The organism is Kitasatospora sp. NPDC051705, from assembly GCF_044453265.1.
Lineage (GTDB): Bacteria > Actinomycetota > Actinomycetes > Streptomycetales > Streptomycetaceae > Kitasatospora.
Genome location: NZ_JBITCO010000029.1, coordinates 63,882 through 78,823, shown reverse-complemented (window position 1 = coordinate 78,823; position 14,942 = coordinate 63,882). Strand labels below are relative to the sequence as shown.

Here is a 14,942-nt window from a genome sequence, read left to right as displayed (position 1 = left end):
GTGGACGTGGCTGGCGTGGAACGCCCGCGGTGGCGGGGCGTCCGGTCCTGGTGTCCGTCTCAGTGGGTGTCACGGGGGGCGCCGAAGAAGCGGCCCAGGGCGTCGGTCAGGCCGGCCGCGCCGGAGCCGCCGGAGCCGATCCAGGCGATGTAGCCGTCCGGCCGGACGAGCAGCGCCTCGACGTCCGCGAGCGCTCCCTCCGGCCGGGCCGCCGTGGTGACGACCGGGACCCGGTCGGTCCACGGGGCCGCGGCGGCGGCCAGGGCCTCGTCGCCGCGCAGGTCGAGGACGACGCCGCGCCCGCCGTGCAGCAGCCCGAAGACGGTCGGCGCGCCGTCCGGGCCGTCGGGGAGCGGGAACTCCGGCAGCCGCCGGCCGAGCAGCGGGTGGTCGCCCTCGGCGGCCCCGTAGGTGATGTCCAGGCCGGTGACCATGCCGACCAGGTGCTTGCGGACGTCCTCGTGGGCCATCAGTTCGGCGAAGACCGCGCGCATCGGCGCCATCTCGGGGCCGCCCAGGTACAGGCTGCGCTGGGAGAGCGTGTTGGCGAGGATGCGGTCCCCGACCGGGTGGCGCTCGGCGTGGTAGGTGTCCAGCAGCCCCTCCGGGGCGTGGCCGTGGATCTCGGCGGCGAGCTTCCAGCCGAGGTTGACGGCGTCGCCGAGGCCCGCGCTGATGCCCTGCGCGCCGATCGGCATGTGGATGTGCGCCGCGTCGCCGGCCAGGAAGACCCGGCCCCTGCGGTACTCGGAGGCCTGGCGGGTGGAGTCGGTGAAGTAGCTGAGCCAGCGCGGGGTGCCGCTGCTGATGTCCTCGCCGGTCACCCGCTTGAACGCCTCGGCCACCTCCTGGAAGGTGGGCGGTTCGGTGGTCGGGCGCACGCCCGCGCCGCGCTCGAAGACCACGACCCGGGTGGTGTCCGGGCCGACCGGCAGCACCACGACCATGCCCGCGTCGCCGAGCTCACCGGTGGGCCGCAGCCGCACCTGGACGTCGGTGACGTCGGCCATCAGCATCTCGATGGTGGCCTCGTGGCCGGGGAAGTCGATGCCGGACAGCTTGCGCACGGCGCTGCGCGCGCCGTCGCAGCCCACCACGTAGCGGGCGCGCAGGGCGCGCGGGCCCTCCGGGGTGTCGGCCCGCACCTCGACGCCCTCGTCCCCGGCGGTCAGGCCGGTGAGCTCCCAGCCGCGGCGGATCCCGGCGCCGAGTCCGGTCGCCCAGGTGTGCAGGATCGACTCGGTGAGCGCCTGCGGCACCCCGCGCACGCCGAAGTTGCCGCCCGGCAGGATGGTGTAGTCGAGCGGCATCCCGCCGAAGTGGCCGATCGGGATGACGCCCATGTCGCCGAACCGTTCCAGCAGTCCGCGCTGGCCGAACTCCTCCATGGTCCGGGCCGAGAAGCCGAGTGCGCGGGACTGCCGCATCGGCTCGGTCAGCCGTTCCAGTACGACGGCCTCGACCCCCGCCAGGCGGAGTTCGCCCGCGAGCATGAGACCGGTGGGGCCGGCCCCCACGATGATCACGTCCGTGTCAAAGTCCTGCACTGTCCTCTTCCTGCCTTCCCTGCGCATCCGTTCTTCACAACCGGTCGTTCCTCACGGGCGGGCGTCGAGATTGCTCGCCGTCGCCGTCAGGTGGGCGCGGACCTGCTCCAGGCCGATCAGCTCGGCGAGGACCGCGCGCAGCGGCTCGGCCTCCGGGCCGCCGAACATCAGGTGTTCCTGGGCCGCGACGTGGTCGAGGACGCGCGCCGCGACGGGGCGCCGCTCGTCCTGGTAGGTGTCGAGGAGTCCGGGGGCGGCCGTGCCGTGCACCGTCGCGGCGAGCTTGCGGCCCAGGTCGACGGCGTCCTGGAGGCCGAGGTTGAGCGCCTGGCCGCCGACCGGCGGGTGCCAGTGGGCGGCGTCGCCGGCCAGCAGCACCCGGCCGCGCCGGTAGGCGTCGGCCAGGCCCTTCGCGGTGTCGAAGGCGTCCAGCCAGATCGGGGTGCCCCCGGAGACGTCCTCGCCGGTCACCCGTGCCCAGGCCCGGACGACCTCGTCGAACCCGGGCGCGCCGTGCCGCCCGGTCACGGCGTCGCCGAACGCGTGCACCATCACCCGGGTGACGCCGCCGCGGGTGGACGCCACCGCGAAGCCCCCGGGGAGCCGTTCGAAGCGGCGGTCGCGGATCCGCAGGCCGGTGAGGTCGGCCCGGAGCAGTTCCCTGGTCGCCGCCGTCTCCGTCACCGGGAAGCCGGCCAGCCGGCGCACCGTGCTGCCGGAGCCGTCGCAGCCGACCAGGTACCGCGCCGTGATCCGCCGCGGGCCGTCGGGGCCCGCGGCCTCGCAGCGCACGTGGTCCGGTGCGGCGGTGAGGCCGGTCAGTTCGTGCCCGCGCAGGACGGTGGCGCCCAGTTCGACCGCGCGGGCGCCCAGGGCGGCCTCGGTGCGGTACTGCGGCACCTTCCAGTTGCCCCCGAAGGGGCTGTCCACGGGCGACAGTTCGAAGCCCAGCCCGCCGAAGTGCGTCCGCGGCTCGTGCGCGGCCTCGGCGAGCAGCGCGCCGAAGCCCCGCTCGTGGAGTAACTCCGCCGTACGCGTGGTCAGTTGACTGGCCCGCGACTCGGTCATCGGGGTGGTCAGCCGCTCCAGGACGACCACCGGGACGTCGGCCCGCCGCAGCTCGCAGGCGAGCAGCAGCCCGACGGGGCCGGCGCCGACCACGACGACCGGCGCGGCCCCCCGGGACGGGTTCACGACTCGGCGCGCCCGCTGCGGACACCCTCGGCGTGGGCCTTGGCGAGGCCCAGGGTGGCCAGGCTGTTGGTGCTCAGCGCGGTGCGGACGAACTCCTGCGCGGTCCGCACCGTCGCCTCCGGACCGAGCACCGCGGCGATGTTCTCGGTGTTGATCCGCACGGTGTGCCGCGAGGTCACCGACACCCCGCCGCCGGCCCGCTCCTCGATGAGCCAGCGCCCGGTGTGCAGCGTCATCAGCGCGGGCAGGACGACCTGCTTGTAGACGATCGCGGTGGACGGCCGGCAGACCCGGACGGAGCGGGTGGTGTGGGTGCTGCCGTCCTTGGTGCGGGTGTCCATCTCCAGGATCTGGAGCCCCGGCTCGTCCTCCTCCAGCGACACCCGGGCGACGTGCGGCAGCCGTTCCTGCCAGAGCTGCGCCTCGTTCAGGAAGTCGTAGACGTCCTTGCCGTGGCCGTCGACGGTCACGGTGTCGTCGAAGGTGATCAGCTCGTCGGGGCCGGACGCCTCGGCGCTCGACTTCAGCGCCCGGAGCTCCGAGGCGCTGTTGCGGTCGACGGCCTCGCTGATCCAGTCGAGGTCGGCCGGGTCGTCGGTGGCCGCGTAGAAGTCGTGCAGCAGGCGCACCCGGCAGGAGCTCCCGGAGACGGGCTCCACCACCCAGGCGCCGCCCATGGCGCCGACCGGGTGCTGCGAACGGACCTGGCGGAACGCCACGCTCATCCGCTCCGGGTCGTGCAGGCGGCTGGAGGTCCAGGTCTTCGCGGCGCCGTTCGCCGTCGCCCAGAGCCGGATCAGCTCGGTGTCGCCGTCCTTCTCGACCACCTCGGCGTGCACGGTCGGGGGGAAGATCTCCGGCCACCGGGTGACGTCCGCGATCAGGGCGTACACCAGTTCGGCGGGGGCGGAGACGTTGATCTCGTGCTCGGTCTCACGGACCGCGTTCTCGGTCACGTTGGTTCTCCTCTCGGTTACGAGGCCCGTAGGCCCTGTCTCGGACCCGGGGCGTGTCCGCCGGACGGGCCCTGCCGGGCCTCGCCGAACCAGCGCCGCAGCGCGGCGTCGAGACCGCCCCCGTCCGGCGCCGTCCAGGCGATGTAGCCGTCGGGGCGGACGAGCACCGACTCCGTCGCGGCGCCGCCCTCCTCCGGTCCGGCGGGGAACTCCCGCACCCGGACCAGGTCGACGCGGTCGGACCAGCCGGCGGCGGTGCGGGCGGTCTCCCCCGAGGCGTCGGCGGTGATCAGGACGCCCCGGGCCGGGTGCAGCAGCCGCGCGGCCCGCACGGAGCCGCCGTCGGCGAGCTCCAGCTCGCGGTCGGCCAGCCGGCCGCCGAGCAGCGGGTGCGCCGCCGCCCCGGGCGCCGGCCCGCCGACCGGGTAGCCGATGTCGAGGCCGCTCACCATGCCGGACAGGTGCCGGGCCGCGGCCGGGATCGTCACCAGCTCGGCCATGACGGCGCGCAGCGGCTCGACCGACCGGCCGGCGAGGTTGAGGACGCCCTGGGCCAGGGTGTTGCGCAGCAGCCGCGCGCCCACCGGGTGGCGTTCGGCGTGGTAGGTGTCGAGCAGGCCCTCCGGGGCCCGCCCGCGGACCGTCGCCGCCAGCTTCCAGCCCAGGTTGAAGGCGTCCTGCACGCCGACGCTCAACCCCTGGCCGCCGGCGGGCAGGTGGATGTGTGCGGCGTCGCCGGCCAGCAGCACCCGGCCGCGCCGGTACTCGGTGGCCTGGCGGGTGGCGTCGGTGAAGCTGCTCACCCAGCGCGTCTCGCCGTGGTGGATCGAGTCGCCGGTCAACCGCTGCCAGGCGTCCGCGACCTGGGTGAACGTCACCTCGCGGCCGCGGTCGGGCGGCGTCCCGTTCTCGCAGACGATGATGCGGGTGTAGCCCTGTTCCAGCGGCGCCGACATCACCATGCCGTTCGGCAGCAGCTCGCCGATCATGCGCGGTTTGATGTCGCAGCCCCGGACGTCCGCCAGGTACATCGCGCGGGTGGCGTCGGAGCCGGCGAACTCGAAGCCGGCCAGCCGCCGGACGGTGCTCCGCCCGCCGTCGCAGCCCACCAGGAAGCGGGCCGAGTACTCCCGCTCGCCCTCCGGCCCCCGCACGGTCGCGGTGACGCCGTCCCCGCCCTCGGTCAGCCCGGTGAACCCGTGGCCCCGGCGCAGGGACACGCCCAGCTCCAGCGCCCGGCCCTCGAGCATCTCCTCGACCTTGTACTGGGGGGCGCCGCGGACGCCGAAGTGCGACCCCTCCAGCACCCCGAAGTCGATCGGGATGCCGCCGAAGTGCCCCTGGCGGGTGGTGGTGATGTTCTCCAGCCGCTCCAGGATCCCGCGCTGGTGGAACATCTCGGTGGCGCGCGCGGTGAACCCGATGCCGCGCGACTCCCAGCTCCGCTCGGCCCGCTGCTCGAAGACGATGACGTCGGCGCCGCCGAGGCGGAGCTCGGCCGCGAGCGTCAGTCCCGCGGGACCTGCCCCGATAACAATGACATCGGTATCCATGTTTTCTTGTCCTGAGCCTCGACTTCTGCGATGGGGGACCGGCTCACCTGCCGGGATCAGGCCGGGATCGCCTCGATGATCGAGATCGGCGCGGTGGTCGGGACGGCCCGGGTGAGCGTGAAGCCGGCCTTCGCGAACAGCTCGGAGTACTGCTCCAGCGTGCGGTCCTGGGCGCCGAGCATCAGCATCAGCCAGAGGTCGATGGAGTGGCCGAGGTGGTGCTCGTTGTTCTCCGGGAGCACGTACTCGACGACCAGCAGCTTGCCGCCGGGGGCCATCGCCTCGCGGGCGTTGCGCAGCGCGGTGACGGCGTCGGCCTCGCTGAAGTCGTGGATGATGTGCTTGAACAGGTAGGCGTCGCCGCCGGTCGGCAGCGCGTCCAGGTGGCCGCCGTGCGCGATCGTCAGGCGGTCGGCGACACCGGCCGCCTCGAAGAACGCCGGCGAGTCGACGGTCGCGGCCTCGGAGTCGTACAGCACGCCCTTGACGTCCGGCGACTGCTGCAGGATGCCCGCCAGGAGGCCGCCGCGGCCGGCGACGACGTCCACCACGGTGCCGAACTGCGAGAAGTCGTAGGCGGCCAGGATCGGGTCGGTCTCCGACTCCGAGAGGCGGCCGAACGCGTTGAAGAAGACGCCCGCGTACTCGGGGGTCGCGTGGAAGAACTCCAGCGCGTTCATGCCGCGCAGCTTCGGCAGGTTGGGCTCGCCGGTCTCCACGGCGGTGAAGAGGTGGCCCCACTCCTCCCACAGCAGGGGGTGGCTCATCAGCAGCGCGAAGCCGCGCATCGAGTCGGTCGCGTCCTCGCGGAGCTTCTCGGACAGCGGCGTCTGCTCGTAGCGGCCGTCCGGGCGGACGGCGAACACCCCGTGGCCGGCCAGCGCGCGCAGGATGCGGTGGGTGGACTTGGCGTCGGCACCGGCCCGCTTGGCGATCTCCTCGACGGCCAGCGGCCCCTCGGCGAGGATGTCCGCGACGCCGAGCCGGGCGGCGACGGAGATCGCCTGGGTGATCACCGCGCCCTGGATCAGGTCGAGCAGCGAGTAGGAGTCCGACTGATCACGGACCTCGGGCGATGCGGACATGGCTTTCCCTTCAGAGCGCCTTTTTCGTGGATTACCCGACGATAGGTCGGCGCTTATCAGGGCCGCAACCCGGCATTATGGGAATTGACTGTCGAACGTTCAACTGAAGAATTGAGGCAGTTGAACGCGATGACCTCGACCACCCCTCGACCGGGAATCCGGCCCATCTTGTCAGCTTGTTCCGACCCCGCACACACCCCGAAAAGGAGCAGGCGGAATGGCTGACAACGGACAGCAGGTAGCACTGATCACCGGCGGTACCAGCGGAATAGGCCTGGCGGTCGCCGAGACCCTGGCGGGCCAGGGATTCCGGGTCTTCCTCTGCTCACGGAACCCCGAGAGCGTCCGGGCGACGGTCGAGAAGCTGCGCGCGGACGGCCACCGGGCCGACGGCCTGGCCGCCGACGTCCGCAAGCCGGAGGACGTCGCCCGGCTCGTGGACGCCGCCGTGGAGCGGTACGGGCGGGTGGACGTCCTGGTCAACAACGCCGGCCGCAGCGGCGGCGGCGCGACCGCGGAGATCGCCGACGAGCTCTGGTACGACGTGATCGACACCAACCTGAACAGCGTCTTCCTGGTGACCAGGGCCGTGCTCAAGTCGGGCGTGGTCGAACGCGGTTGGGGCCGGATCATCAACATCGCCTCGACCGGCGGCAAGCAGGGCGTGGTGCTCGGCGCCCCCTACTCGGCCTCCAAGCACGGCGTCGTCGGCTTCACCAAGGCGCTCGGCCTGGAGCTGGCGAAGACGGGCGTGACCGTCAACGCCGTCTGCCCCGGCTACGTGGAGACCCCGATGGCGCGGCGCGTCCGCGAGGGCTACGCCGCCCACTTCGAGACCACCGAGGACGCCATCCTGGAGCGCTTCCAGGCGAAGATCCCGCTCGGCCGCTACTCCACCGCCGAGGAGGTGGCCGGCCTGGTCTCCTACCTGGTGTCCGACGTGGCGGCGCCGGTGACCGCGCAGGCGATCAACGTCTGCGGCGGCCTCGGAAACTACTGACCGCGACCGACCGAGACCCCCGAGGAGCCGACCTTGCCGCACGACGAACAGATCCCGGTGGACTTCTGGTTCGACCCGACCTGTCCCTGGGCGTGGCTGACCTCCCGCTGGATCCTGGAGGTCGCACGGCACCGGCCCCTCGACGTCCGGTGGCACCTGATGAGCCTGACCGTGCTCAACGAGGGGCGGACCGACCTGCCCGAACGCTGGCACCGGGACCTCGCGCTGCGGATGGAACCGGTGCGGGTCTGCGCCGCCGCCGCCCGGAAGCACGGCCCGGAGGTGCTGGGCCGGCTGTACACCGAGCTCGGCACCCGGTTCCACCTCGGGAGGGCCCCCAAGGAGCGGTCCACCTACGAGGCGGCGCTGGCGGCGGCGGGGCTCGATCCCGCCCTGGCCGACGCGGCCGGATCCGACGTGTTCGACGGCGCGGTGCGCGCCTCGCACGACGACGGGATCGGCCGCGTCGGCACCGACGTGGGCACTCCGGTCCTCGCGGTGGGGGACGTGGCGTTCTTCGGCCCGGTGGTGACGCCGACCCCGCGCGGCGAGGCGGCCGTGCGGCTCTGGGACGGCGTCCTGGCCGTGGCCGGGACCGACGGGTTCTTCGAACTCAAGCGCACCCGCACCCGCGATCCGATCTTCACCTGAACCCCGCCGTCAGCCCCGGGAGGCGGCCAGCGGGGAGGTCCAGTTGTCGCCCAGCCAGGTCTCCAGGGAGACCAGGTCCGGCCGGATCCGGCGCAGTTCGGGCAGGTCGGCCCGGTAGCCGTCGCGCTCGAACCAGTCGAACATGTTGGCGAGGTCCTCGCGGGCCGCGCGCAGCGGCTCGATGGGCAGCTGCTGGAAGCGGGTCGGCACGCCGGACACCGCCTGGAACGCCGCCGCCATCTGCGGACCGGTCAGCTCCTCGCCGGCGATCTCGACCACCCGGCCGAGCCACGCCTGCGGGTCGTCGAAGGCGTCCGCGGCGAAGGCGCCGATGTCGCTGGTCGCGATCAGCTGCACCGGGGTCTCCGGATCCAGCCACATGGCCAGCACCAGCTCGCCCGCCACCGGGCGCGGGGCGATGTCGAGGAGGATGTCGTGGAACATGACCGGCCGCAGCACGGTCGTCGGCAGGTCCAGCGTCCGCAGGTACTGCTCCACCTCCAGCTTGCTCTCGAAGTGCGGGACCCTGGTGTCCCGGTCCGCACCGCCCACCGAGCTGTAGACGAAGTGCCGCACGCCGGCGCGGACCGCGGCGTCGGCCACCGCCCGGCCCTGGCGCACCTCGGCCTCGCAGCCGCCCGGGCCCCGGAAGGTCTGGACGCTGAACACCCCGTGCACGCCGCGCATCGCCTCGAACAGCGACTCCCCGTCGTCCAGGTCGCCGCGGACCAGGACGGCGCCGGCCTCGGCGAGCGCGCGCGCCTGCGCCTTCTCCGGGTCGCGGACCAGGGCGTGCACGGTGCGTCCGCGGCGCAGCAGCTCACGGGCCACCGCCCCGCCCTGCCGACCGGTACCGCCCAGCACCAGAATCGTTTCTTCTACCGCCACTGTGTGTCTCCGTGTCTCGTGCCCCCCGGGTCCCCGCCCGGTCCGGCGCTCGGTTGTGATGACCGCGAACGGCCGCGACCCCGCGCGGGATCAGGCCGCCGACATGACCTTCAGCTGCAACAGCGAGTTGACGTAGTCGACGAGGTCCCGGGCCGTGTCGACGTCGCCGACCTCGTCCTCGAAGAGCGCTATGCCGAACTCCCGCTCGATCCGGCTGTGCGTCTCGAGCAGGGCCAGCGAGTCGTACCCCAGCTCCTCGAAGGTGCGGTCGGGCGCCTCCTCGAGCGGCAACGCGTCCTCGGCCTCGCCCGCGCACTGGCGCATGATGGTCTGGAGGTCACTGATCGTGATCTGGAGCAAAGCCGTTCCTCTTTCTGGTTGGGGACGTTCCGCGCTACCACGGAATGGATCCGTCGTCCGCCAGGCACTCGCCCGACGGGCCGGCCTCGTCCAGCAGGGCGAGCCGGACCGCGATCACCGCTCCCTCGGCGGGCGTCCGGTGACCTCGGTGGTGGTTGATGTCGGTGGCCACCACTCCGGGGAGGGCGGCGTTGACCTTGATCGGGGTCCCGCGCAGCTCCTTGGCGTACGCGACCGTCACCGCGTTCAGCGCGGTCTTCGAGGACTGGTAGGCGATCATGTTGACGCCCGCCAGCGGGGACCCCGGGTTCGAGTTCAGGGTCAGCGACCCGACGTGGCTGGACAGGTTGACGATGCGCCCGGCCGCGGAACGGCGCAGCAGCGGGAGCATCGCGTTGGTCACGGTGACCACGCCGAAGACGTTGGTCTCGTAGACCTCCCGCAGGTCGTCGGCGGTCGCCTCGCTGGGCGCCCCGGTGAAGCCGCCCGCGACCCCGGCGTTGTTCACCAGGACGTCCAGGCGGCCGTACCGCCGCTCGACCTCCCGGGCCGCCCCCTCCACCGAGTCGCGGTCCGTCACGTCGATCCGCAGCGGCACCGCCGTGACGCCGTCGGCGGCCAGCGCGTCGGCGGCCTGCTTGCCGAGCAGCTCGTCCCGCGCGCCGACGAGGACGACCACCCCCTGCTCACCGAGCTGCCGCGCGATGGCGAATCCGATGCCCTTGTTGGCACCGGTGATGAGCGCGATCTTCTCGACCGGCACGTCTCTTCCTTTCGTGTGGGGCGTTCCGGGCCCGGCGCGCCGCCGCACCGGAGCCGGGGCCACGGAACGCGCGAGACCGGGCGGCCCGCATTCGAGGGCCGAATTGCTCACGCATTCACATTGCTGGTCCGCAATTGCCGGGTGCACCTCCGACATTGCCGTGCCCGATTTCCCGTTCAAACGCGCTGAATCCACAGTCGAACGTTCGACTGCTGCGTGCGCATTCAACTCATTGCAGTCGAACACCGCACTGGGTAGCTTCACCATGGCCAACTATTGCCACAGCGCAGAGGGCCTGAATATGAAAACAGCTGACGTCATCGTGGTCGGTGCCGGGCCGGTCGGCCTGCTGCTGGCCGGAGAACTCCGTCTCGGCGGGGTGAACGTCGTCGTCTACGACAAGCTTTCCGCCCCCACCGACGAGTCCCGCGCGCTCGGCTTCAACCGGCGCGCCGCCGAATCGCTCGGGCAGCGCGGGCTGCTCCCCCGGCTGGGCGAGTTCCGGTGGGGCCCGATGGGGCACTTCGGCGGGGTCCGCTTCGACCTCGACATGCTCGACGAGGACCACAGCGGCGTGCTCGGCCTGTCCCAGGTCAGGACCGAGACGGCACTGGCCGGTTGGCTGGCCGACCTGGGCGTCCCGGTGCGCCGCGGCCGCGAGGTGACCGGACTGCGCGAGGAGGCCGACGGCGTCGTGGTCTCCTTCGAGGGCCCCGACGGCCCCGGCGAGGAGACCGCCGGCTACCTGGTCGGCTGCGACGGCGCGGGCAGCACCGTCCGCGCGCTCGCCGGCATCCCCGCCACCGAGTGGGCCGCCACCCGGGGGATGTACACCGCGGAGATCACCGGCGTGGCCCTGCGCCCGCGGCCGATCGGCGAGCGGCTCCCCGGCGGCAGCATGGTGGTCTGCACCCCGCTGGGCCCCCGCCGCTTCCGCGTCGTCATCCACGACCTGTCGCTGCCCGCCCGCCCCGAACCGGGTGCGCTCACCTTCGCCGAGGTCGCCGACGCCTGGCAGCGGCTCACCGGGGAGTCCATCCACGAGGCGCAGCCCCAGTGGCTCTGGGCCTGCGGCAACTCCGCCGCGCTGGCCGAGGAGTTCCGGCGCGGCCGGGTGCTGCTGGCCGGCGACGCCGCGCACGAGATCCCGCCGCTGGCCGCCTGGGGCCTCAGCGCCGGCCTGCAGGACGCCGCGAACCTCGGCTGGAAGCTCGCCGCCACGATCGCCGGCCGGGCCCCGGAAGGCCTGCTCGACACCTACCACGCCGAACGCCACGCGGTCGGGCGGGAGTTGGTCCGCAACGCCCAGGCGGCGCAGAAGATCTACCTCGGCGAGGCCGCGATGGAGCCGATCCGCGAGGTGATGGGCGAGCTGCTGGCCCACCGAGACGCCGCCGAGCAGATCGCCGGCATCGTGAGCGGCCTCGGCATCCGCTACGAGCTCGGCAAGGGCGACCACCCGCTGCTCGGCCGGCGCCTTGCCCCCGAGCGGGAGCTCACCCTGGCCGACGGCACCCGCACCCGCGTCGCCGACCTGCTGCACACCGGGCACGGCCTGCTGATCACCACCGGCCAGGACGACGGGGCCGCCGCGCACGCCACCGGCCGCACCGGCCTCGACCTCGTCACCGGCACCTGGACCACCACCCCCGACGAGCCCCTCGACACCGTCCTGGTCCGCCCCGACGGCTACGTCGCCTGGACCGCCCCCGGCAGCGACGACGACCTCACCGCCGCCCTCGACCGCTGGTTCGGCCCCGCCCGCGACCCCCGCACCGCCGGCCGGTGACCGGCCGCATCGATCCGAAGAGGAGCGAACACATGACCAGGGACGTGATCGTCGTCGGCGCGGGCCCGGTCGGGCTGATGACCGCCGGCGAGCTCAGGCTGCGCGGCGTGGACGTCGTCGTCTACGAGCGGCTGGCGGCCCCGACCAGGGAGTCCCGCGGCGCGAGCTTCACCAGGCGCACCGCCGAGTGCTTCGACCAGCGCGGTCTGCTGGGCCGGCTCGGCGCCACCGAACCCGCCGACAGCCACTTCGGCGGGGTGCCGATCGACCTGCGCGGGCTCGCCGAGGACCACCACGGGCACCGCGGGATCTCCCAGTTCCGCACCGAGCGGATGCTCGAGGAGTGGGTCGTCGAGCTGGGCGTGCCGATCCTGCGCGGCCACCGGGTTACCGGCCTCCGGGAGACCGACGGGGGCGTCGCGGTGGCCTTCGAGGGCCCCGACGGGCCCGGCGAGGACACCGCCGGGTACCTGGTCGGCTGCGACGGCGGGCGCAGCACCGTCCGCAAGCTGGCCGGGATCGACTTCCCCGGCACCGAGGGCGTCCGCGGCTTCTTCAGCGCCGACGTCACCGGCATCGACACCCGCAAGCGGCGCATCGGCGAGGACCTGCCGGGCGGCAGCATGGTGATGGCGATGGACCTGGAGAACGGCGTCACCCGGATCGTCGTGCACGAGGCCGGCACTCCGCCGCGCGACCGCGACTCCCTCGTCTTCTCCGACCTCGCCGACTCCTGGCAGCGGCTCACCGGCGAGTCCATCCACCACGGCGAGTGCCGCTGGATCAGCTGCTTCACCGACGCCTCCCGGGCCGCCGCACAGTACCGGCGCGGCCGGGTGTTCCTGGCCGGCGACAGCGCGCACATCCAGCCCCCGGCCATGGCGCAGGGCCTCAGCGTGGGCGTCCAGGACGCGGTGAACCTCGGCTGGAAGCTCGCCGCCACGATCGCCGGCCGGGCCCCGGAGGGCCTGCTCGACACCTACCACGCCGAACGCCACGCGGTCGGCGAGCAGTTGGCGCGCAACGCCCGGGCGGCGATCGAACTACGGCTCACCGGCGCGGACATGGACCCGGTCCGCGGCATCATGTCCGAGCTGGTCGCCCACCGGGACGCCGCCGAGTACCTGGCCGGGATGCTCAGCAACCTCGGCATCCGCTACGAGCTCGGCAAGGGCGACCACCCGCTGCTCGGCCGGCGCCTGGCGCCCGGCCGCGAGCTCACCCTGGCCGACGGCACCCGCACCCGCGTCGCCGACCTGCTGCACACCGGGCACGGCCTGCTGATCACCACCGGCCAGGACGACGGGGCCGCCGCGCACGCCACCGGCCGCACCGGCCTCGACCTCGTCACCGGCACCTGGACCACCACCCCCGACGAGCCCCTCGACACCGTCCTGGTCCGCCCCGACGGCTACGTCGCCTGGACCGCCCCCGGCAGCGACGACGACCTCACCGCCGCCCTCGACCGCTGGTTCGGCCCCGCAGCACGGGACTGACGCACCGCCAGAAAGCACCGCCGAGGGTCCAGGAACCCTCGACCGGGGGTCCAGAGCCCCCGGCCACATTGCCAAGAAACCGTCCCGGCGCCGGCCGTCGGCGCCGGGGCGGCTCTACGACACCGTAACCACGAAGGAGCTGGTGGAATGGCTGGCAGCGAACGGGACCAGGTGAACGGAAAGCCCCACGTGGTCATCATCGGGGGTGGTATCTCGGGCCTGGCGGCGGCGTTCTATCTGCGCAACGAGCCGGTCCGGGTGACCGTCCTGGAGGGCTCGGACCGGATCGGCGGCAAGCTGCTGGTATCCGAGGTGGCGGGTGTCGCGGTCGACGAGGGCGCCGAGTCGCTGTACGCCAACCGCGTCAAGACCACCGGGCTGATCAAGGACGTCGGCCTCGGCGAGCAGATCATGTCGGCGGGCGTCACCGCCTCGGCGATCTGGACCAGGGGCGACATCCGCAACCAGCCCGACCGTCAGTTCATGGGCGTGCCCTGCGACATGGACGACCTCGCCAAGTCCGGCGTGCTGTCCGCGGCGGGCGTCGACCGCGCCCGGCAGGACCTCGCCCTGCCCTCGTTCGACCGGGACGGCGACGTCTCGGTCGCGTCCTACGTCGGCGGCCGGCTCGGCCAGGAGGTCGTCGACCGCCTCGTCGACCCGTTCCTCGCCGGCGTCTTCTCCGGCCGCGCCGAGGACCTGTCGTTCGAGGCCACGCTGACCCCGCTGGCCAAGGCGTCCGGACGGCACGCCTCGCTCGCCGACGCGGCCGGCTCGCTCGTCCCGGAGCTCGCGCCGGGCGAGAAGCCGCCGCCGGTGAGCGTCGCCAAGCTGGCGGGCGGCTTCGGCAGCCTGCCCGCCGCGCTGGTGCGCGAGGTGCTGGCCGTCGCCCCGGACACCACGGTGCGCACCGGCGCCCCGGTCCGCGAGCTGGTCCGCGGCACGGACGGCTGGAAGCTGACGGTGGGCCCGGCCGGCGACCCGGAGCTGATCGAGGCGGACGCCGTCGTCGTCGCCGTGCCGGCCGGCCCCGCGGGCAGCCTGCTCGCCGGGGTCTCCGGGACGTCGGCGGCGGTCTCCGCGCTCACCGAGGTCCCGTACTCGAGCGTCGCCGTGGTCACCCTGGCCTACCCCCGCGCGGCGTTCCCCGGCGGGCTCTCCGGCCGCGGCTACTCGGCCTACCGGGTGCCGGCGGTGGAGGGCAGGGCGGTCAAGGAGGTCACCTTCACGACCGTGAAGTGGCCGCACCTGGCCGGCGAGGTGGAGATCGTCCGCTGCTCCTTCGGGCGCTTCGGCGAGGACCACCTGCTGCAGCGCGACGACGCCGACCTGGTCGCCGTCGCCGCGGCCGAGCTGGCCGAGGCCACCGGCGTCACCGGAGCCCCGGTGGCGTCCCGGGTGAGCCGCTGGGCCGACGCCCTGCCGCAGTACACCGTCGGCCACCTGGACCGCGTGCAGCGGATCCGGGACACCGTCGCGGCCCAGCCCGGGCTCGCCGTCTGCGGCGCGCTGTACGACGGCGTGGGCGTCGGCGTCTGCATGACCACCGCGCGCAAGGCCGCCGACCAGGTCGCCGGCTGGCTGCGGAAGGACGCCGCCGAGCGCTCCGTCGCGGTCGGGGTCTGAGCGGTCTCGCCCGGAACGGTCCGCCGTTCCGGGC

At 73.5% G+C, this 14,942-nt stretch carries 13 protein-coding genes; 5 read left to right on the top strand and 8 right to left on the bottom strand.

Features of this window, described 5'->3' with window-relative positions; translation table 11 throughout:
• Window positions 1-59: 59 nt before the first annotated feature.
• The 5 genes from ACIA8Q_RS28350 to ACIA8Q_RS28330 are packed head-to-tail and all read right to left on the bottom strand — an operon-like array spanning window position 60 to window position 6,335.
• Window positions 60-1,574: an FAD-dependent monooxygenase gene (locus ACIA8Q_RS28350; protein ID WP_396317912.1), complete on the bottom strand. Its 1,515-nt coding sequence runs from the start codon at window positions 1,572-1,574 to the stop codon at window positions 60-62.
• Between the two features lie 24 nt (window positions 1,575-1,598).
• Entirely contained in the window at window positions 1,599-2,741 is a 1,143-nt protein-coding gene (locus ACIA8Q_RS28345) for an FAD-dependent monooxygenase (protein WP_396317911.1), read from the bottom strand.
• Entirely contained in the window at window positions 2,738-3,697 is a 960-nt protein-coding gene (locus ACIA8Q_RS28340) for an aromatase/cyclase (RefSeq protein WP_360217350.1), read from the bottom strand. Before ACIA8Q_RS28340 ends, ACIA8Q_RS28345 begins: the two co-directional genes overlap by 4 nt.
• A gap of 17 nt (window positions 3,698-3,714) precedes the next feature.
• Window positions 3,715-5,250, bottom strand: coding sequence for an FAD-dependent monooxygenase (locus ACIA8Q_RS28335; protein ID WP_360217353.1), 1,536 nt, complete (start codon window positions 5,248-5,250; stop codon window positions 3,715-3,717).
• A gap of 56 nt (window positions 5,251-5,306) precedes the next feature.
• Window positions 5,307-6,335, bottom strand: coding sequence for a methyltransferase (locus ACIA8Q_RS28330; protein WP_360217356.1), 1,029 nt, complete (start codon window positions 6,333-6,335; stop codon window positions 5,307-5,309).
• Window positions 6,336-6,552: 217 nt separating this feature from the next.
• On the opposite strand from ACIA8Q_RS28330, the gene fabG reads away from it, so the two are divergent.
• Both fabG and ACIA8Q_RS28320 read left to right on the top strand, forming a co-directional pair.
• Window positions 6,553-7,335 (top strand): 3-oxoacyl-ACP reductase FabG, encoded by a 783-nt coding sequence (fabG, locus tag ACIA8Q_RS28325; RefSeq protein ID WP_360217359.1) that lies wholly within the window; start codon window positions 6,553-6,555, stop codon window positions 7,333-7,335.
• 33 nt (window positions 7,336-7,368) lie between these two features.
• A complete protein-coding gene (locus ACIA8Q_RS28320) occupies window positions 7,369-7,986 on the top strand; it encodes a DsbA family protein (RefSeq protein ID WP_360217362.1) in 618 nt (205 codons plus the stop codon).
• Between the two features lie 9 nt (window positions 7,987-7,995).
• Here ACIA8Q_RS28320 and ACIA8Q_RS28315 read toward each other — a convergent pair whose 3' ends face one another.
• The 3 genes from ACIA8Q_RS28315 to ACIA8Q_RS28305 all read right to left on the bottom strand — a co-directional run bounded on the left by ACIA8Q_RS28315 (window position 7,996) and on the right by ACIA8Q_RS28305 (window position 9,997).
• Window positions 7,996-8,874 carry an NmrA/HSCARG family protein gene (locus tag ACIA8Q_RS28315; protein WP_360217365.1) on the bottom strand — a complete coding sequence of 293 codons (879 nt, stop codon included), beginning with the start codon at window positions 8,872-8,874 and terminating at the stop codon, window positions 7,996-7,998.
• Between the two features lie 90 nt (window positions 8,875-8,964).
• Window positions 8,965-9,234 (bottom strand): acyl carrier protein, encoded by a 270-nt coding sequence (locus ACIA8Q_RS28310; RefSeq protein WP_360217368.1) that lies wholly within the window; start codon window positions 9,232-9,234, stop codon window positions 8,965-8,967.
• Between the two features lie 34 nt (window positions 9,235-9,268).
• Complete coding sequence (locus tag ACIA8Q_RS28305) at window positions 9,269-9,997, bottom strand: SDR family oxidoreductase (protein ID WP_360217371.1); 729 nt, start codon at window positions 9,995-9,997, stop codon at window positions 9,269-9,271.
• Between the two features lie 301 nt (window positions 9,998-10,298).
• Here ACIA8Q_RS28305 and ACIA8Q_RS28300 point away from each other — a divergent pair, with 301 nt between their 5' ends.
• The 3 genes from ACIA8Q_RS28300 to hemG all read left to right on the top strand — a co-directional run bounded on the left by ACIA8Q_RS28300 (window position 10,299) and on the right by hemG (window position 14,908).
• A complete protein-coding gene (locus tag ACIA8Q_RS28300) occupies window positions 10,299-11,786 on the top strand; it encodes an FAD-dependent monooxygenase (protein ID WP_396317910.1) in 1,488 nt (495 codons plus the stop codon).
• 32 nt (window positions 11,787-11,818) lie between these two features.
• The gene (locus ACIA8Q_RS28295; RefSeq protein WP_396317909.1) at window positions 11,819-13,282 is read left to right on the top strand and encodes an FAD-dependent monooxygenase; all 1,464 of its coding nucleotides are present in this window, start codon (window positions 11,819-11,821) and stop codon (window positions 13,280-13,282) included.
• Window positions 13,283-13,429: 147 nt separating this feature from the next.
• Window positions 13,430-14,908, top strand: a complete 1,479-nt coding sequence (hemG, locus tag ACIA8Q_RS28290; protein WP_360217379.1) for a protoporphyrinogen oxidase — start codon at window positions 13,430-13,432, stop codon at window positions 14,906-14,908.
• Window positions 14,909-14,942: the final 34 nt, after the last annotated feature.

Excerpts from the sequence above, each read along its gene's own strand:
- ACIA8Q_RS28350 (WP_396317912.1), bottom strand. The coding sequence starts at position 1,574 with ATGCGCAGGGAAGGCAGGAAGAGGACAGTGCAGGACTTTGACACGGAC.
- ACIA8Q_RS28335 (WP_360217353.1), bottom strand. The coding sequence starts at position 5,250 with ATGGATACCGATGTCATTGTTATCGGGGCAGGTCCCGCGGGACTGACG.
- ACIA8Q_RS28330 (WP_360217356.1), bottom strand. The coding sequence starts at position 6,335 with ATGTCCGCATCGCCCGAGGTCCGTGATCAGTCGGACTCCTACTCGCTG.
- fabG (WP_360217359.1), top strand. The coding sequence starts at position 6,553 with ATGGCTGACAACGGACAGCAGGTAGCACTGATCACCGGCGGTACCAGC.
- ACIA8Q_RS28300 (WP_396317910.1), top strand. The coding sequence starts at position 10,299 with ATGAAAACAGCTGACGTCATCGTGGTCGGTGCCGGGCCGGTCGGCCTG.
- ACIA8Q_RS28295 (WP_396317909.1), top strand. The coding sequence starts at position 11,819 with ATGACCAGGGACGTGATCGTCGTCGGCGCGGGCCCGGTCGGGCTGATG.
- hemG (WP_360217379.1), top strand. The coding sequence starts at position 13,430 with ATGGCTGGCAGCGAACGGGACCAGGTGAACGGAAAGCCCCACGTGGTC.